Genomic DNA, 19,780 nt, shown 5'->3' on the forward strand with positions numbered 1-19,780 from the left:
AATTAGCCCGGGTCACGATCAAACAACGATGTCTGGCTTCCCTCCATGCTGACCCCCTTGGCGATTTTCTTCAAAAATGGATAAGTTTCCATCAAAGATGCTGGGATTTCTCGCGGCTTTCCGTCCATCAAAAACATAATTTGAAGCGCATTTGCAATCGCTTGGCCCCGAAAATGGTTATTGAAAATAATATAGCTTTTTGGGCTTTGTTCGATCAGCTGTTCGATCACCTCTTTGATGCTTTGTAATTCCTCATCATTGTAAAGATAATCGTAACGGCTGGCCGCATCCGCATCATTCGCGAACCAATTTTTATAGTTTCGCCCATGAAGCCGAAGATATCCGATCCGCTTCGCTCCAATAGCAGTAAGCCCAATCGAATTCCCAATCACTGGCTGATCGATATTGGCGAATCCAGCCCCTGCCTCATTTAAAAAATCAAATAGTATTGGGGTATTCCAGGACCCATGGCGTACTTCGACCACTGGATTATAATCTCGAAACGTATGGACCACTTTCCGAAGCCAGTCGAAATTTTCAGGCGTGTTCTTGAACGACCACGGAAATTGAATCAATACAGCACCAAGCCGTTGCTGGGATAAAAGCACATCCAATCCTGATTTGACCATGGCCTCATCTTTGAGAGTCGGGAAACTGGATCGTTCATGGGAATAACCCTGCCAAAGCTTATAGGTGAAATGAAAATGAGGCTGATGCTTCACTCGTTCCACCCAATTTCGAACGGTATGGATTGAAGGCGGCCGATAAAACGAACTATTGATCTCAATCACAGTAAACCAACGCGCTAAAAATCCAAGGGCATCAAAGCCCGGACTCGTTATCGCTGGATAAACGATCCCCTCCCAATCTTTATAACTCCAGCCTGCAGGGCCGACATATATTTGATGTTGATCTTTCAAACAAACCCCCTGGCTTTTTCAGGCTCTTTTTGAATAACAAATTTTAAATATACAAATTTCATCTTTTTTAGTCAAGAAATTCTTTGGCGATATTTGATTAAATCAAAAAAAGTGCTGGAAAAAGCGCGGCCGGTTGACAATGCAACTCCGATCTTCCAATGATACGGTCAAGAAAAGATATTCTCAGACTGAAATTATCCAACAGCACATGTCCTGGCAAAAGAAATAACCACCATCAATTGCCGTTTTGTCTACTAAGAGTTTCAACAAAATTGTCGCGTCTCTGAGCTTCGTCCCGAAAATGAACTCCATCGTCCCTCCTATGGCTGGTTATTATCTTGTCCATCCATAACAAGTTCAGAAAAGAAAATGATTGATCTGCTCGTTCAAATGGAACAGGACTACGATCGGACGCTAATCAAAGAACAGAGCTTGCCTATGCCTCAAAAACGACCATCATTTTCGAGACAAAGTAATGATGTTAAAATAGAACTTTCATCTCATTCCAACTGGAATCAAAAATTGCTGTTTTCTTTCTTAGCAATGATGGTTGCGACCAATACTGGTTGCATGATTCGATACACCGGGAACTGATTCAATTCCCTTCCCCATTGGCTCGCGTAGAGGTAGCGGTCAAAAAAATTCCATTTGACCAATCCACCGTCACTTTCAGGTTCCAGCAAATAGGCGATTAAATTGGCTAACGGTTGATCCATTCGTACCAGATAGCTCCCAGCAGGGAAAACGAGCTCGATGGTCTGATAACGACCGCTGATATGCGTCCACCGATGCCCTTGCATCAATTGTGGCTCACTCTGGACGGACTCCACCTGAAACGCCTGAACACGAAATGTATCCAATTCGGCAATTTGTTCCACTCGAATCCCGTGGCGCATCAGAATTTCCGCGATCTCTTTCAGATTCGCTGAAAATAAATATGCTTTGGGGAGCGTAATGCTCTTAATAATGACGAAGTCTTCAAAAAATGGAACTGTATAATCTCGGAGTCGCTCAGTCTTTCTGACGCGGGTACGTCCGTTTGCGTCCACATATTGCTCAAACTCAAAGCTATGAATCAGCAATGGCTGCTCTAATGGACGGGCGACGATTTCAGTACCGAACTGTGCAGTGGTATCAGCACTTTGGCCTCGAGCGATCGTCTTTTGGTCTACTTCGCGGATCAATTTCATCATCTCCGCACCATGCCGATTGGTGTACTCTAATATTAATTGAACGAAATGATAGCAGACCATGATTCTGGTTTGATAATCGGCATAGGCATAATTTTCGTTTAAAATCGAAAAACGATTTCTCAATCCCCAGTAGTTGGTGCTATAATACGGCTGGTGATCAAAACTTTGCCAGCCTTTGCTTGGATCTAAATCATCCACAAAATCGCCATAGGGCACGCTCATAATATGATATTTATCGTTTAGCTGCCTGGCAACCTCAGGGAACAATTTCGATCGAACATAATGGATCAGCGAACCATCGCCGTTAGGATTATGCGCGGTGGCATACGTCAATGGTTCCTGATGATATGAACCATTGGTAGTGTGCAGATCAATCAAGACCATGGGATCCCATCGGTTCAATATCTGTTCGACAGCAGCACGATTTTCTGGCGTCTCCAGCTTGATGTAATCGCGATTCAAATCCAGATTCTGGCCGTTATGGCGCACCCCGACCCCCTGAGCTGGCCCAAGTTGATTGCGACGATTATGAGGACTGATCTTTTCATTGCCATCGGGATTGAAATTCGGGACGATCAACAGTACTTGTTGATCAAGCAAATGGCCGAGCGAGCCGACCAAAATATCTCGCATCAGCATCAACATCGCCTCTTTGCCCTCCACCTCTCCAGCATGGATGTTGGCTTGGATGTAAATCGCTGGCCTATTCATAATGAACAACTGGCTCGCGCTCGTTGGCACCGGCCGACCCAAAATCGCCATAAGAATTTCCCGGCCTTCTGTAGATTGTCCAATTGATATCACCCTAATTGCTGGACTCAAATGTTGCAGTTGGTTCAGCCAGGCAACGACATCGGCATAGCGGCTGGTTTCTGTGAAGTTAGTTTGTTCGGCCCGCGTCAGTAACTTTTGCGAGGACAAATCAGTGAACCACCAAAGGAAAGATATAAGGGCCATTCCGAATGACAAGCTCTTTTTTGTCATGATTAGCGTCTTCCTTCTTTCATTCATGATTAAACAAACTTTTGGAAAATTCGATTAATTTGCAATTCGGTTGTCGTGCCTTCGAATAATGCCATCTATTAATTGGTGCTTGAATAAAAGCTTCTGTTTTTGTCATTCCGAACGAAGTGAGCAATCTGGTTAACCCAATAATTTATTGCAACAACTAGATTCCTTGATTCCGCTTCGCTCCGCTCGGAATGATAAATTCTGCCGGTTTTCGTTCGGACACTAATTAATGTCTGAACGAAAACTATTGACTTTGTAGCAAGCATGTCATTCCGAACGAAGTGAGAAATCTGATTTTTCCACAAAAACCGGACTTACAGATTTCTCCCTGCGGTCGAAATGCCAGAGAGATGGGTTTTCGTTCAGACACTATTTAGTTGATTCGTGAGACAAAAGATCCCCCTTTCCCCATCCTTAGGAGTGATAAGTATTTCTCTAATGTCAGGTCTCTTAATTTGAACTTTAAAGCTTATAAATGTGGGCTTAGCCTTTGAATTCTCACTTGGTCATGTTATTCTTATGATATTGATGTTTTAATAACTGGTTCAAGTTGATTTTGTTTCAGCCAAAATATTTTTCCTATTAAAAATGCTTTTTAGAGTCTGGTATGGTTCGAAAGAGAAATATGCAAAAATTTGACTGAGGTCACATACATTTTTTTGAAAAAAATTATATTTTGTCATGAAAAAAAGAATAGCGGATACCAGAAACAAATAAACGAGCGCAAAAACAATTTTGGAGATTTTCATTTAAAAAGGAACTTGAACTTACCTGTATCGTTTAACAGCACAATTGTTACAAAACAATTTTCATTATCTATGATCTTTAATTTTTTCCAAACGAAAAATAACTAAAATGGAGAACGGGACCATGAGAAAAGAAGACAGTCTCTATCGACACATTCGGATGCCGCTCAAAATCATCATGATCCTATTTTTGTCGATCACTGTCATTGGTTTTACCTATAAATATTTCGATACGACCGATGAAACCAAACAGAAGATGAGAGAACTCGAGCGATCCCTTCAAGATCTCAGAGCGGCGATGAGTGTGGACAGCGTCCGACAGTTCAACATCCAAAAGATTATGAGCATTATTGATACCTACAATAAAAATTTATCATCGGTAGAGAAATATGATATTGCCAATGAGATTTACTCGCTGAGCCTAAAATATACGAATCTGGATGTTGATCTGATTTGCGCCACAATTACTCATGAGTCTGCTGGGACTTGGGATCCCAAAATTGTTTCGCGCGCTGGAGCCATCGGGCTGATGCAGATTATGCCGGCAACGGGGATGTTTTTAGCAGAGTATGAAGGCATCACCTGGACCAATGAACAGGAGGTATTGACCAATCCCATTTATAACATTAGAATGGGAACTCGATATCTTTCCACATTGATTTCCTATTACGGCATTGATGGCGGCTTGGCCGCTTATAACGGCGGCGAAAAATATGCCGCTCTCTGGGTAAAAAGCAACAAAGCCGATGGCATCCTGTTGAATGAAACCAAAAATTACATTCCAGCAGTCATGAAGCTGTGGGATCGCTACCGCGAGAAAAGCTTATAATTTTCCAACACTATGGATCGCATAACAAAAAGGCTACTGAAATCAGTAGCCTTTTTTGTTTCGGCCAGCAGTCACAGAATCGCTTAGAGCAACATTGTCAACCCCATAAATTGTTTGCTGCCGATGCTGTTCATCTTTCGCGATTTAACTCATAATACTAGTTTCTTCCAGGATAGCAATATCCCGTTTTTTCAATTCTTCCATAAAGCGCTGATAGAGAGGTCCTTTAATACAATCCTCCGGGGGAACGATCCCTTTTTCCTTTATTAATCCTTCGAGCAGCAATTTCACGGTAATGGCGACAGGAAAACCAGTGGCGCGCATCATCGATGAAATGCCATGGGCTACGTCCGCCTCGTCCCACATGAAATATTCGATCTTGATTTTTTTCCCGTCTTTCACACCGGTTACTGTATTGTACATCACGCAGACATCGGTATCGCCTTGCTGAGCTCTCAGCCGAGGGGTAATTAACGAGAGCAGAAATTCGCGAGGCACGATTTTTACACCCTTGAAATCGTGGGGATCCAGATCCAAAAGGCCGCATTCCTTCAGCGTATCGATGGCCTCCCAATGTCCCGGCCAGCGGATGGTTTTTTCAGCAAACTCTTTCAGCCCTGGTCGCGTGAAAATAAAACTTGGCATCCCTGGGGTAACAGCACAGACCAATTCCTCATCCTGGCCAAATTTGGTGAAACGAAACCGTTCTCGATCGCCAATAGCAGGGACCTCCATTACTTTCCCATCTTTGATGACGTTGAGCTTGATCATATACTCGCGCAGAACGTGTTCGAAAGCCCAGGTGATCATGTATTTCAATGGGTGCCGTTGGGCGCTTTCTTTGGAAGGAATGCCTCCCACGCGGGCAATGGCGGTTTCCGCTACATCCATTTTTCGAATCGCCTCGCCAACGGTCACGTTACTGAGGCCCGGCGCAAATCCCATTCCATCCACAAACGTAACACCATTGGTGATGGCCGTCTCGTGAAGCCAATCGCCATATTGATTTAGTGTCATGCCTGGAGGCAATTCAAGCCCCTCCGTCTCGTACGCATCAGGCCGACGGTGATATTCTTCTAACATATCGACAATATTTAACCCTGCCTCAACCGCATAGTGAACAATTTTATAACTGGTCCTCCGATCTGGCAATGCGATGGCCCCCGCATCGTATTGCTTCATCAATTTAATGGCGCTTTCCTTATCAGCGACATCAAGAACATGGGGAACGATCTTCTCACTCCCAATCCATGCCTTGGTCTGCTCTAAAGCCTCGATCCTTCTGCCTGTAATTCCGATCGCCCGAATGTCCTTATCTTTCGCCAAATCCCACGCCACCGCTGAACCGATCTTTCCTGATCCGCCGAAGACCAATACTTTCATTTGAATCCCTCCTATTTTTGGTTCGATGAGCGAGATCAATCCTGTCCCGCATGAATTGAAAACCAGCAATGATAATCAATAATAATCAATTAAACATTTGCAATTCGCATAACCAATGCCAAATGGGCTATTGGGAAAGACCGCTACTGGGAAAGAAATTTTAATAGGCATCTTTTTCACTCCAAAATTTTTGAGCATGATTGGTCAATCCAATCTGGCCGTCATGATTCGACCAAAAAGAACTTGGAATGGGCAGATTTGAAAATTGGGACAAAATTTTACGTTGCTTAGTTTTTGTTTTGTGAAAATAGGCTATTTTAACGCTATGGTCCTATATCGAAATTTCAAAACTCAGGATATTCCGACTTATGGTTTTGCAAACGCCTGCTTGATAGCAAAAAAATCCCCGATCCACTTGGCAGCAAAAAGAATCGGCTCTCCATGAAAGGTGAGGGCAGAATAAAGATGAATCCGAATTTTCTCCCAATCGAATTTATTGTGCCAGATCTGAGGGTCGTTTAGCACCTTGCGCTGAAAATACTGCATAGCATTAGCAAATTGGCTCTGATCGACCCGCGTCAAATCGATGATTAGCACCTCGTCCTTTTCAAACTCTTCGGGCAATTTCGTCAGTGGATAATAATACGTAACAATGAACGGGCCTGAAGTCCTGATCCCTTGGAAATGGCCCAAGATCAGCTCAGCGCGAAGGTAGTCATAATTGTCGACAAAAAACGCATCCGAGGTATTGGAATTTTCCGCGCTATCTTTTAGTGCTGAATCTGTATGATCAAACCGTACTGGCCAATAGGTGATATTGATATTTTCTGGATTGATTAAACTATCCAAAGCGCCGCTTTGCACCTCCAACAATCGGTTCAAATTTCGAAAAGCATGATGGAGTGCCATGTATCGCTCGCGCTCTTTGGGAGTAGCTGGCTTGCGGGATAAAAGGATATATGAATAGAGGCCATAATTAGGCTGTTCAGCACTGCTTCGAGCCAGATAATCGCGCAAGGTAATTTTAATTTGTTGAGGTCTTCCCTCTTCCTGAGATGACTCGGGGGCTGGCTCTCTTTGCGATCTTCCACAGCCGAAAATAAAGAACTGTACCATAACCAGAGCAATGATTGACAGGGCAAAAACGACGATCGATCCAGAGACTGAGCGACCATCATGGCTGATTCTGGTTTGTGGATTCATGATGAGATCTTCTCCCTTTGATCCAGGTGATGAGTCCGTATGCGAGAGAGTAAAACACCAAAAAGATGAGCACATAAACGTAATTTGGGGGGTTTTCAGGTGGAACAAAGATAAAATAGGCAAAAATAAGAGTGCAAATTAATCCAACGATAAAAGAAAAAATTGCTTTCATAGCTGGCTCCATTTGTGGCATAGCAAATTCGACTAAATATACAAAATTTTCTGCTAGGAACCAAATGAAAATAACTTAATTTCTCTTCAAGTTTACGTGTCATTCTCAACACAATTCCGTTCATTCATGATTTCATTCCTTCAGGAGGGAAGCAAGTTGTGGATGAGAAAATAGATGAAGCGATACAAATTTCTACGGTGAAGCTGAAAAGCGCATTACGCTATTAAAGATTTAGTTCGGGGTTACTTTGAAATATTCGCGATTTTGCATTTGCTCTTGAATATTCCAATAGATCTGGGTCGCTGGATGGATTTAGCCCAGCAGCAAATGAGCACAAATTGAACTAAAAATTTAAGTATTGCCGATCTGCTGCTGGGCTGTGAACTGAGACCAATTATGTTTATAAAATGGGACTGAAGAGGATAACTAACCAGACTATTTTACTCACCAGCCAATGGATCTCCCAGCTTGATCTCAACAATTTTTCCCAATTGATCTAATGTACCAGGATGCTTCTCGTCACCAGCTTTGCATTTCTCAATATCGCCGACGACAAAAATCGACATCTCCCCAGGCTTAATATATTTTTTAGCGACTCTCAAAATATCTTGCTTGGTGACAGCTTGGTATTTTTCACGAAAGGTATCGTAATAATCCATTGGAAAACCATCGTACTCGAGGTTGGCGAACGAAATCATCGTGCCGATGGCAGATGAGAATCGATCAGGGAAACTGTCCAAATAATAATTTTTCGCTGTTTCCAATTCCTGATCAGAAACCAATTCTTTTTGAATTCGCTTGAATTCATTCAGAATTAAAGAAATTGCATAATGAACGGTCGCCGATTTCGTTTGGACATAGCCATAAAATGTCCCAGGAAAATCATGCTCGGTGGCAAAGCGAGAACCCGTATTATAGGCCAACCCTTCGTCTGAGCGCACCTTCGATGTAATGCGACTGGTAAAGCTTCCTCCACCGAGGATGAAATTCATCAAGTTGACGGCGAAAAGATCGGGGTTCGTATCCTTAATCCCAAAATGCCCCACGTTCACATATCCCTGATTGATATCTTTTTGAATCATAAATACCCCAGGTCGATTTTTCTCAATCACGGGAGGGACTTTGGGGAATCTGATTTCTTTTTTCGGCCAGTTGAGAAAAGCATCCTCGATTTTTCTCAACATCTCCGAACGATTGAAATCGCCAGCCACGGCCAAGATGATATTGTTCGGCGCAAAATATTTGCTATGAAAATCGAAAAGGTCCGATTGGCTGATCCTTTCGATGCTGGCCTTGGTCTCTTCCCAAACCAGTGGGTGATCCCCATAAAGCAACTTGTTGAATTCGCGCTCCAGCACAGTTCGCGGATTGTCATTTTTGTTTTTGATCGCATCAATTGCCTGGTCCTTATACAGCTTGATCTTTTGTTCTTCAAAAGCAGGATGCATCAGCACATCGGCAAACAGCCGCAAACCTTCATCAATATCTCGCGCCAAACACGATAGGCTCACCCGGCCTGAAGTCCTTCCGATCGACGAACTGATCGATGCCCCCAGAAAATCTAATTTTTCATCCAGGTCATCGCCGCTGATATTCTTGGTTCCGCCCGTGCGAAGTACTGTGCCGGTCATCGCCGCCAAGCCAATTTTGTCTTTCGGATCATAAATGCTGCCGGTACGGATGATGGCCGTCATATCAAAAATAGGCAAGGTATGATCTTCTTTAATGTAAACCACCATACCGTTCCCCAGCGCAACGCGATAGTCGGCTGGTTTGGGAGGGTCAAATTTCAAAGGTTGATAGCTGAGCTTTGAAGGGTGATCTGGAATCTGGCCGAATGATAGGCCAGCCACCGCCAATCCGATGGTCAAAATAAATACTCTGCAATATAGTTTATTCGACATTATGGAGTCCTCCTGAATTAGAATGCTGATTGGATCATGCATTTTGTCACTGGGACTGAGTTCGACACTCATAGCATCGGAGAATATTTATCGCTTTTCCTTTCGGACCAGGATCCCTACCGTGCGATTGTCTTTGACGAAATAGGTTTTCGCCACCCGCATGATGTCGTCCGAGGTTACGGCCTTCAGTCGCTCCAACGAACGCTGAATATCCCGCCAACCTGGCCCCAATTCGCTCCGTCCCAATCGAGACGCCAGGCCATAAGTCGAGCTGAGTGATCGTATAAAACTCGCCTCGGCGCGGTTTTTCACTTTTTGCAGCTCATAATCGGACACGGGTTCATTCTTTAGCAACTCAATTTCGTCATATATTGCTTGTTCCAATTCCTCTGGCGTATGTCCAGCAGCGATTTTCGGCCGGCCACCGAAAGTGAACTGTCCTGCATAGGCCATGCCACCGCCGTACCCGTAAGCATCGATGGCAATTCCTTTTTCTTTAACCAGTTTCTTGTACAGCCGACCGCTATTGCCGTTCATGATCCCGCTAATCACTTCGAATACTGCTTCATCTGGATGACCGAGAGGTGGGACGTGATATTTGATGGTGACCGACGGTGGAGCATCAGCCTCGCCATATAGGCGCTTCTCGCAAAATTGCTTCGGCTCTATGGTGCGAACTGGCTCTGGCTCTGGCCCTCTGGGGACACGTCCAAAATAGAGCTTCGCCAAAGCGATGATTTCTTCAGGATGAATATCTCCAACATAAACCGCCACCGCGTTATTTGGCACGTAATACTTGCGATTGTAATCGATCATATCCTGTTTGGTTAATTTTTGCAGGTCCACATCCCAGCCGATCACGCTCCACGAATAAGGGGATGCTGCAAAGAAGCTGGCATTCAGTTGTTCATTAAAAAGATACCCTGGCCGATTTTCACTCAAACGACGTTCCTCGCGGACCACCTCTTTTTCTGAATAAAACTCTCGGAAATACGGATTCATCATCCGATCTGATTCCAACCACATTTGCAATGCCACTTTGTTCGACGGCAGTGTGACATAATATCCAGTGATTTCCTGCCCAGTCGAAGCGTTCAGACCAGTCCCCCCATTTTTCATGTAGGTTTCCCATAGATCATCTTTGATGATATATTGCTTCTCTGCTTTCATCAAACTATCGACCTTGGCCTCCCAAACCTTCACCTGCGTTAGATCACCATCTTTTTTCCAATATTTCTCCCGGTAGATTTTGTCCATCAGCTCATCGATCTGCCGGTTGATTTCGTCATCCTTTTCGAAATCGGTTACCCCCATCACGCGGGTGCCTTTGAACATCATATGTTCATGGAAATGGGAAATTCCAGTGATGCCAGGACGCTCATAGACACTGCCCACTCGATAATAAATGTGGCAAACCACGCGGGGAACCTCATGCCGCTCTACCATTAGCAGCTTTAGCCCATTATCCAGTGTGTATTCGATCACCTGATCCTCCAGATTTAGGGTTTGAGAAAAGATCAAATTTGGAGGATTCAAAAATAATATGACAACTATGGCGAACAATTTTGCACCATTCAATCGCATCATGACTCACCTCCGATTAAGTTGATCGCTTGAAAAATTGAGCTGGCGTTTTTCTGAAATCGTACTGAATTCATTGGGAAAATGAGAGCCATTCACGGGACGAAAAGCTTGAACATCATGCCACGAGCCAAAAGAATCAAAGCATCTTTATTGATAAATCAAATACTTTTTTCTGATCTGCTTAAATTTTTCCAATTCTTCTTGCCATGAAGCAATGATTTTTTCTGGCGCATCCCCTCGAATCACGGCTTGCCTTACTTCATCTGTACCATAGGCTCGGTCAAAGCTTGCAATTCGTGGGGTATCGAAAATATTTTTATCGGGAAAAAGCTTTTTTATTGCAGCCAAAATATGCACCTGGATGTTAGCTGGCTCAAAGGCATTTTTGTCAAGAATATGAATTTGAACTCCGCCGCATTGCTCTTTGATGAAGCGCAAATAAAATGGTCGAAAATAAGTAGGTCGGAAATAGACCCCGGGTAGTTGCTTGGAGTTCAGCTCATCTGCCAAGCGATCGCCATCGATCCATGGAGCACCGATGAACTCGAATGGGGAGGGTGTGCCTACCCCCTCTGAGATTGTTCCTAATTCGCCAATGCAGCCGATTGCCGCCACTAAATAAGCCGTTTCTGGATGCGGGACATGCGGCGAAGTGGGCACCCAGAGCAGGCCCGTGTCTTCATACGTCATGTCGCGCCTCCAGCCCTCCATTGGCACGACTGTCAAATTGCAATTGATCCCGAACTCTTTGTTAAACAACTGCGCCAGCTCGCCCACCGTCAGGCCATATATGTAGGGAATTGGATAGAGTCCGATAAAGGATTTGAACTTCGGATCGAGCACATTGCCCTCAACTCGATTGCCACCCAATGGATTGGGACGATCAAGGACAATGAAAGGGATATTGGCGTCTCGAGCCGCTTCCATAGCATAAGCCATGGTGTAAATGTAGGTATAGGCGCGGGAGCCGATGTCTTGAATATCGTAGAGCAAGACGTCAAGATCTTCCAACATTTCAGGAGTTGGCTTGTAAGTATTGCCATACAGGCTATAAACAGTGATTCCGGTTTTTTTGTCTTTGTACGTCGCCACTCGTTCCCCACCGGGAATGTCCCCCCGAACGCCGTGTTCAGGTCCAAATAGCGCCACCAATTTCACGTTTGGAATCTCATTCAAGGCATCTATGGTGGATTTGAACCGGCAGGTGATTCCGGTGGGATTTGTAATCAGTCCAAGCCGTTTTCCCTCTATTAAATGGCGCTGCTTTTCGATAAGCACATCGATGCCGGGTTTGACGCAACACGCAACATTGGTTTTGGTCTGCAGATCCGTTTTTATGCAGAGAGCATTCAGGAGATTTGCCAATATGAATACGAAAAATAGAGAGCTTTTACTTGTCATGGTCTTCTCTTCTATTGACTAGTTCGAGATTTATAATTTGTTTTTGACATCCCGCATGAGCAGTTTGAAATTTGAAGGAGAAAACAATGAAAATCGTTTTTTCATCATTTCCAGGGCAAGATTTTTCTTCCTCGAGTTTTCAAATGCTGGAAGTTTAATGGTTTCAAGTTGCATAGCTGCAAAAGTGTTAAGCAATGATTTAAAAATTAAAAAAACTCATTTAAAAATATCCCGATAGTTCTCTTTGGAAAAGGTCGACCAAATCGATCGCAGTGCGATCACCCCATTAGCAGAAAAAATCTTTCACAATGATCGAGATTGCGCTTCGCTTGTCAATAACGAGAGAACGAAAACAAACCCATCGATTAGTTCGAGCCAACAACTGGCATAAAAACTCAAGGCACAATGGTTGAGGAAAAAGCATGTTCCCACCAGCAATCGATGGATAAGAATAAGAGCATTGCTGAGAAGTCATTAGCTATGATTCGGAAACTAATCAAGGCTTTTCTCATACCGCCAGAACACCCGCGTCAACCGAGCATTGGCGTAATGCAGATAAAACGGGATCGGTCCTACCCAAGGGATGATCGAAACTCGATGTCCCTGCTTCTTCATATCATCGAGGCATCGTTTCAATAGGATGCCACCGATCCCCTTTCCTCGGAGAATTGGGTTTGTTCCCATGGGACCGAACCAGCCCATATTTAAATTGTTGGCATCATAAGCTGAAAACGCTTCGATTTTTCCGTTATATTCGGCAATGTGAAGGCTAATCGGATTGTTAGTGTACGTTGTTTGGATCTCTGGCAACCAGGCTTTGAAGTGATTCAGGATCAATTGCTCCACCAATGGCCAGTCTTCTTTTGTGGCGCGGCGAATGATAATCTGTTCCTGGGCGAGTTGCTGTTCCTCACGACTCGTATCAAAATTTTGATTTTGTAAATCGACTTCTAAATTTGCAGTATCAGCAAACCGTCTAAACCCGTTTCGTTCGGCGAAGGCGATGGCTTCGGTATACCTGGGATCGATGCCTGGTTGGAAGTAGTTGGGGTTGCAATCCATCAGGCGAAGGCTTTGAACGCCGATCCTTTGCATATGCCGTTCGATTCGTTTCAACAGCATCGTGGCAATGCCCTGGCGTCGATAATTCTGATCCGTTGCAAATAATTTGATATATCCCCTTCGAAAATCTTGATCGATTTGGCGGATCAATCCCTGCATGAAAGCAACAATTTGTTTCTCTTTGCGAGCTATGAGCGTAAGCTCTGGGTTGAAATCGCTATCACCAAAAGTCTTTTCAAGCAGGATATGCTGGGGCATTGGGTCATAAATCACATTGTGATTCCAAAAATCGTGGAGTTCGGGGAGCTGGGCTGGGGATTGTAGGGATTCGATTTCGATCATCAGCTTCCTCCTTGAATTATGACAAGAGCACAACTTTGAATGGAGCAAAAAAATTGCAGGTCATGATACCTGCAAATATTTTGTTTCACAGAAGAATGGCGATCCGAGCGACTACTTGGTCTCCCCTTGCTTGATTTTTTTGGCGATTTTCAGGCGATTGATCGCTCGGTACCAAGCATCTTTCGCTCGCTCCAAATCTGTACCGGGTACACGCTCTGTCATCCGTCGTTTGGCACGGTCTTTCGCATAAATGGCCCGCTCAACGTCGATCTCAGAGGCCTCCTCAGCCGTCTCTACCAGCACCGTGGTCTTGTGAGGCAATACCTCCACGACACCTCCGCTCGTGGCAAAATATTTCGTATCGTGCTCCAAATCCACCTTGATTTCACCGATCTTTAAACTGGTCACGAACGGGGCATGGCCTGCCTTGATCCCGAAATAGCCATCCACTCCAGGCAAACGGATATGCTTCACCTGTTGCTGGTAAATGATCTTCTGAGGCGTTATGATTTCCAAATTAAAAAATTTTGATTCCATGTTTCGCAGTCAACGGTCTACTATTGCTAACTTCCAGCCGATTATTTTTGGTCAAGCCCGGTGATTTGAGCGTCCACTGTTTTCGATCCCCTGGTTGGGACTTGCCGATTAATTAATATCTTTCTATCTTTCTCAGCATTGTGACTCAGATCCATATTTTAAATAGAAGATTTTATCTATATCTAATTTACCGATCCTCTTCGTGTCGATTTCTACAAATTCTTCGCTTTTTCAATAGCCTCTTCGATCGTGCCGACCATGTAAAATGCCTGTTCTGGCAAATGATCATATTCGCCCTCAACCAAACCCTTAAAGCCTTTGATAGTATCTTCCAGATGGACGTAGCGTCCTTCCCGGCCGGTAAATTCGGAGGCGACAAAGAACGGTTGTGAGAGGAATCGCTGAATGCGTCGGGCCCGATTGACGATCGTCTTGTCTTCATCCGATAGCTCTTCCATGCCCAGGATATTAATAATATCTTGCAGCTCTTTGTATTTCTGCAAGATTTCTTTTACGGCACGGGCGGTGCGATAGTGCTCTTCTCCGATAATTTTGGGATCAAGAATCACAGAGGTTGATTCTAATGGATCGACTGCAGGGTAGATGCCCAGTTCGGTCAATTTTCGAGATAGCACGGTCGTGGCGTCGAGATGGGAGAACGTAGTGGCTGGCGCTGGGTCTGTCAGATCGTCCGCTGGGACATAAATTGCCTGGACCGAAGTGATCGACCCTTTGCGGGTGGAAGTGATCCGTTCCTGCAATTCACCCATTTCGGTGGCCAAAGTCGGTTGATAGCCGACGGCGGATGGCATGCGACCGAGCAACGCCGAGACTTCGGAACCAGCTTGAGTAAAGCGGAAAATATTGTCGATAAATAGGAGCACATCGCGTCCTTCATCGTCTCGGAAATATTCAGCGACGGTCAGCGCAGAGAGGCCGACTCGCAATCGAGCGCCTGGCGGCTCGTTCATTTGACCGAAGATCATGCTGGTCTTATCGATCACACCAGAACCTTTCATCTCCAGCCAAAGGTCATTGCCCTCGCGGGTTCGTTCACCAACGCCTGCAAACACCGAATAACCGCCATGTTCTTTGGCGATATTGTGGATCAATTCCATGATCACCACCGTTTTGCCGACCCCTGCGCCGCCAAACAGCCCGGTCTTACCGCCTCGAGTGTATGGCTCTAATAAATCAATCACCTTAATTCCAGTCTCAAATACACCCTCTGAAACGCTCAGCTCCTCAAACTTCAATGGTGGACGATGAATGGGATCACGACGGAGCGCTTGGATTGGTCCCAATTCATCGATCGGTTCGCCAATAAGATTCATCAAACGCCCCAATGTCCCTGGCCCAACCGGCATGGTGATCGGCTTCCCAGTATCGATCACCTTGGTGCCCCGCACCAGACCATCGGTGGAATCCATCGCTACACAACGGACGGTGTTCTCCCCAAGATGTTGCTGCACTTCCAGCACCAATCGTGTCCCATCATTTCGCTCGATCTCTAAGGCATTATGAATCGCGGGCAATTCCCCGCTCTCGAAGCGCACATCCACTACCGCACTGATAATTTGGACGACTTTTCCTTCATTCATCTATCAAAACCTCAAGTTTGCTTTTAAAAATGAAATGGCTCTGCTTTAATAAATTTATGCTTTCAATGCTTCGCTCCCACTGATGATCTCTAAAATCTCTTTGGTGATTCCTTCTTGTCGCTTCTTATTAAATTGCATCTGCAATTCGGCGATCAACTTATTGGCATTTTCAGTGGCATACTCCATCGCGGTCATCCTAGCCCCCATCTCTGAGGCGAACGATTCTAACAGCACACGCCAGATCTGAACATTGAGATTTTTGGGACATAGGGTATTCAAAATCGTGATCGGATCGGGTTCAAAAATGAACTCTGCCAAATATTTTTCGCCCTCTGGAATTACTGGAATGATCGGCAAAAGCTGCTCGACCACCACGCGCTGCTGAGCGGCAGATTTAAATTCGTTATAAATGAGATAAATTCTGTCTAACTGCTGATCCACATAACGCTCACGAATTAAGGTGGCGATATCTACTGCTTGTGAAAATTGGAGATTTTTGAAGAATTGCACATACTCGCCAATGACTTTGTAATTCCGGCGGGTGAAATAATCGCGACCTTTTCGTCCAATTAAGATGAGATCGATGGCTTGCTTATCAGGATATTTCGCCAGCTCGGCATCGGCCTTGCGGATGATATTCTGATTGAATGACCCACAAAGTCCCTGGTCAGCGGTCACGATCACATAACATACTCGATTCGGTTCTCGGACCGCTAATAATGGATGGAGACTGTGGTCCACTTTACTGGCAATATGACCCATCATCTCGGCCAGATGCAACGCATAGGGTCGTGCCTGGACGATCGCTTGCTGAGCCCGTCGAAGCTTCACAGCAGCGACCATCTTTAGGGCTCGCGTGATCGTCTGCGTTTTCTGAACGCCGAAGATGCGTCCTTTGATGTCTCGGAGCGTTGGCATAGTATCTAATGATTATTTCAATGTTCAATTTTTGAGCAAGTCAGCTGTTCGGTCGGCGGCATGTCAAAAAACAGACTACGCTTGAAAATTTCCCATAAAATCCTGACACGCCGCAGTCAGTCCTGCTTGCAAATCCTCATCCAAATTCTTCTTTTCGGCGATGCCTTTCAGAATATGGGGATATTTGGCATCCATGAACTGATAAAACTCTTCCTCCAAGCGTCGAATGGCGTGAACAGGTATAGCATCAAGGAAGCCCTGTGTCGCTAAAAAAATAATGGCAACCTGCTTTTCCACTGGAAGCGTCTTGTTCTGATCCTGCTTTAAGATCTCGACCATCCGTTGGCCTCGCGCTAACTGTGCCTGGGTCGCTTTATCCAATTCAGAGCTGAACTTGGCAAAGGCTTCCAACTCACGATATTGCGCCATGTCCAACCGCAGCTTGCCAGCCACCTGTTTCATGGCTTTGATCTGGGCATTCCCACCAACGCGCGACACTGAAATTCCCACATTGATCGCTGGCCGAACGCCACCATAAAATAGCGCTGGTTCCAGGTAAATTTGACCATCGGTAATGGAAATGACATTGGTCGGGATATAAGCGGAATAATCCCCCGCCTGAGTCTCGACGATCGGGAGGGCGGTTAAAGAACCACCGCCCAATTCATCACTCAGCTTAGCCGCGCGCTCTAATAATCGGGAATGGAGGTAAAAGATATCGCCTGGGTAGGCTTCGCGGCCAGGGGGGCGGCGCAGCAGCAGTGACACCTGGCGATAGGCCCAGGCATGTTTCGAGAGATCGTCATAAACACAGAGCGCGTGCATCCTATTATCGCGAAAATATTCGCCCATGGTCGCCCCACTGTACGGGGCAATATACAACATCGGCGCTGGGTCATTGGCGGTCGACATGATCACCGTGGTATATTCCATGGCGCCATGATCCTCAAGTGTCTTTACGACTTTCGAAATTGTCGAGCCTTTCTGCCCGATGGCCACATAGATGCAATAGACGCCTTGGCCTTTTTGGTTCAAAATCGTATCGATCGCAATGGTGCTTTTGCCGATCTGCCGATCTCCGATGATCAACTCCCGCTGGCCTCTCCCAATCGGGATCATGGAATCGATGGCCTTAATGCCGGTCTGCAATGGTTCTTTCACTGGTTGGCGATAGACCACACCCAGCGCTTTCCGCTCAATTGGCGCAAATTGTTTCGCCTGAATCGGACCCTTGCCATCCAACGGCTGTCCAAGCGGATTGACCACTCGTCCAACCAGCTCCATTCCCACTGGCACGGACATGACCCTTCCCGTCCGCTTTACTGGATCACCCTCTTTGAGGTATTTATCACTGCCGAACAGGATGCAACCCACATTGTCCTCTTCCAGGTTCAATGCCATGCCGAACACGCCGTGCGGAAATTCCACCAGCTCACTGGCCATGACATTCGTCAAACCATAGACCCGGGCGATCCCGTCACCAACTTGAATGATCTCACCGACCTCCTCAAATTCAGTGCTAATGTTAGCTTGCTCGATCTGTCGCCTTAATATACTCGAAATTTCTTTTGCCTTGATTTCCATATTTTATTTTTGATTTTGAATTAGTTGCACTTTCAGTTTTTTAAACTGCGCGATGAGACTGGCATCGTACACCCGATCGTCGAGCCGCAAAATGATACCACCGAGGATCGAAGGATCAACCTGGTTCTCAAGCCGAACCTCCGCATTGATGGCATTGGCAATTTCTCTCTTCCATTCAACCAACTTGTCCTCTGGCAATGGGATTGCAGTAATCGCCTGGACACTGAACCGATTATATAGCTGATCGATCTGTCTTTCATAATCAGCAAAAATTTGTTCAATCAAATTGAAGCGCCTATTTTTAAGGACCAAGATTAAAAAATCAAGAAACAGCTTAGAGAACTGATCTTTGAGCAAATCCATCAATAGGCGTTCCCGCTTCAGATCTAATGGCATGTTCAGAAATTCTCGTAACTCCGAGCTTTGCTTTACCAACTCCAGAAAATTTTTGAAATCCTGGAGAATTGGATCAATCAGACTTTGCTGCTGTGCCAATTGGAACAGCGCTCGGGAGTATCGTTTTGCGTGGGCTGTTATGATCATGATGCCTGAACAAACTCTTTTACGTATTTATCGATTAACTTCAGATGCTGCTCCGTAGATAGCGCCTCTCCAACCACCTTTTGGGCGGCAAGAATTGCAATCTCGGTGGCATATTGTTTGATCTCCTGTATAGCCGCATCCTTGCTGAGGTCGATCTCATGCCGGGCGCGCTCCAGAATCCGATCGGCCTCCATCCGAGCATGCTCAATGAGCTCTTTCCGCGTGCTCTCAGCGCTCTTCTTGGTTTCATTCATCAGCTCAATCGAATCCCGGCGTGCTTTCTCCAGCAAGGCTCGTTGTTCTTCCAGCAATTTAGCCGCCTCTTTCTGATCCTGTTCCGCCTGGTATAAGGCAACCTTGATCTTATTCTCTCGGTCCTCCAACATTTTTAGCATTGGCTTCCAGGCGTACTTTTTCAGGATCAATAATAACAAGATGAATGTTAGCACCGTCCAAAAAATGGTGCCGCTCTCAGGACTTAATAAATCCATCGGATTCTCTTCCTGCAATTAACAAGTGACAAGGCTTATAGATAAGATGTACCTCAAAAAAGATCACTCAAAATCTTTGCGATTATTTGAAGCTCAGCAAGAAGCAGATCACCAAAGCGATCAGCGCCACTCCTTCAATCATAGCAGCAGTAATGATCATCACGCCGCGGATATCAGCCGATGCTTCAGGTTGTCGTGCAATGCTTTCAACAGATGCCTTAGCGATCCTGCTAATTCCAAATGCCCCACTGAAAACAGCTCCAATTGCACCAATTCCGGCAGATATGAATGCCCATGCAGACTCTGTCATATTACTTCCTCCTCATTCCTTGTAAAGAGTGTAGGTTATTAGATCA

16 protein-coding genes are annotated in these 19,780 nt (G+C 45.3%); 1 reads left to right on the top strand and 15 read right to left on the bottom strand.

What is annotated here, in order from left to right; translation table 11 throughout:
* Nucleotides 1–2 precede the first annotated feature (2 nt).
* Both ONB37_01320 and ONB37_01325 read right to left on the bottom strand, forming a co-directional pair.
* Nucleotides 3–920: a DUF72 domain-containing protein gene (locus ONB37_01320; protein ID MDZ7398780.1), complete on the bottom strand. Its 918-nt coding sequence runs from the start codon at nt 918–920 to the stop codon at nt 3–5.
* A 515-nt stretch (nt 921–1,435) separates the two neighbouring features.
* Complete coding sequence (locus tag ONB37_01325) at nt 1,436–3,097, bottom strand: M14 family metallopeptidase (protein MDZ7398781.1); 1,662 nt, start codon at nt 3,095–3,097, stop codon at nt 1,436–1,438.
* A gap of 897 nt (nt 3,098–3,994) precedes the next feature.
* On the opposite strand from ONB37_01325, the gene ONB37_01330 reads away from it, so the two are divergent.
* Nucleotides 3,995–4,699, top strand: a complete 705-nt coding sequence (locus tag ONB37_01330) for a transglycosylase SLT domain-containing protein (protein ID MDZ7398782.1) — start codon at nt 3,995–3,997, stop codon at nt 4,697–4,699.
* 144 nt (nt 4,700–4,843) lie between these two features.
* Here the strand turns inward: ONB37_01330 and ONB37_01335 are convergent, their stop codons facing one another.
* The 13 genes from ONB37_01335 to atpE form a co-directional block, all read right to left on the bottom strand.
* A complete protein-coding gene (locus ONB37_01335; protein MDZ7398783.1) occupies nt 4,844–6,082 on the bottom strand; it encodes a saccharopine dehydrogenase NADP-binding domain-containing protein in 1,239 nt (412 codons plus the stop codon).
* A 366-nt stretch (nt 6,083–6,448) separates the two neighbouring features.
* Complete coding sequence (locus ONB37_01340; protein MDZ7398784.1) at nt 6,449–7,285, bottom strand: hypothetical protein; 837 nt, start codon at nt 7,283–7,285, stop codon at nt 6,449–6,451.
* Nucleotides 7,286–7,897: 612 nt separating this feature from the next.
* On the bottom strand, nt 7,898–9,361 hold the full coding sequence (locus ONB37_01345; GenBank protein MDZ7398785.1) for an insulinase family protein: 1,464 nt from the start codon (nt 9,359–9,361) through the stop codon (nt 7,898–7,900).
* Nucleotides 9,362–9,448: 87 nt separating this feature from the next.
* A complete protein-coding gene (locus tag ONB37_01350) occupies nt 9,449–10,948 on the bottom strand; it encodes an insulinase family protein (protein ID MDZ7398786.1) in 1,500 nt (499 codons plus the stop codon).
* Nucleotides 10,949–11,092: 144 nt separating this feature from the next.
* On the bottom strand, nt 11,093–12,346 hold the full coding sequence (locus ONB37_01355; protein ID MDZ7398787.1) for a DUF1343 domain-containing protein: 1,254 nt from the start codon (nt 12,344–12,346) through the stop codon (nt 11,093–11,095).
* A gap of 492 nt (nt 12,347–12,838) precedes the next feature.
* Nucleotides 12,839–13,750: a GNAT family N-acetyltransferase gene (locus ONB37_01360; protein MDZ7398788.1), complete on the bottom strand. Its 912-nt coding sequence runs from the start codon at nt 13,748–13,750 to the stop codon at nt 12,839–12,841.
* Nucleotides 13,751–13,861: 111 nt separating this feature from the next.
* Nucleotides 13,862–14,287 carry a F0F1 ATP synthase subunit epsilon gene (locus ONB37_01365; protein MDZ7398789.1) on the bottom strand — a complete coding sequence of 142 codons (426 nt, stop codon included), beginning with the start codon at nt 14,285–14,287 and terminating at the stop codon, nt 13,862–13,864.
* A gap of 212 nt (nt 14,288–14,499) precedes the next feature.
* Nucleotides 14,500–15,888: a F0F1 ATP synthase subunit beta gene (atpD, locus tag ONB37_01370; GenBank protein MDZ7398790.1), complete on the bottom strand. Its 1,389-nt coding sequence runs from the start codon at nt 15,886–15,888 to the stop codon at nt 14,500–14,502.
* Between the two features lie 54 nt (nt 15,889–15,942).
* Nucleotides 15,943–16,806: an ATP synthase F1 subunit gamma gene (gene atpG / locus ONB37_01375; GenBank protein ID MDZ7398791.1), complete on the bottom strand. Its 864-nt coding sequence runs from the start codon at nt 16,804–16,806 to the stop codon at nt 15,943–15,945.
* A gap of 75 nt (nt 16,807–16,881) precedes the next feature.
* Nucleotides 16,882–18,390 carry a F0F1 ATP synthase subunit alpha gene (atpA, locus tag ONB37_01380; protein ID MDZ7398792.1) on the bottom strand — a complete coding sequence of 503 codons (1,509 nt, stop codon included), beginning with the start codon at nt 18,388–18,390 and terminating at the stop codon, nt 16,882–16,884.
* 3 nt (nt 18,391–18,393) lie between these two features.
* A complete protein-coding gene (gene atpH, locus ONB37_01385; protein ID MDZ7398793.1) occupies nt 18,394–18,933 on the bottom strand; it encodes an ATP synthase F1 subunit delta in 540 nt (179 codons plus the stop codon).
* The gene (gene atpF, locus ONB37_01390) at nt 18,930–19,424 is read right to left on the bottom strand and encodes a F0F1 ATP synthase subunit B (GenBank protein MDZ7398794.1); all 495 of its coding nucleotides are present in this window, start codon (nt 19,422–19,424) and stop codon (nt 18,930–18,932) included. Before atpF ends, atpH begins: the two co-directional genes overlap by 4 nt.
* Before the next feature lie 82 nt (nt 19,425–19,506).
* Nucleotides 19,507–19,734 carry an ATP synthase F0 subunit C gene (gene atpE, locus ONB37_01395; GenBank protein ID MDZ7398795.1) on the bottom strand — a complete coding sequence of 76 codons (228 nt, stop codon included), beginning with the start codon at nt 19,732–19,734 and terminating at the stop codon, nt 19,507–19,509.
* Nucleotides 19,735–19,780 lie beyond the last annotated feature (46 nt).

Source organism: candidate division KSB1 bacterium (assembly GCA_034506395.1).
Lineage (GTDB): Bacteria > Zhuqueibacterota > Zhuqueibacteria > Thermofontimicrobiales > Thermofontimicrobiaceae > Thermofontimicrobium.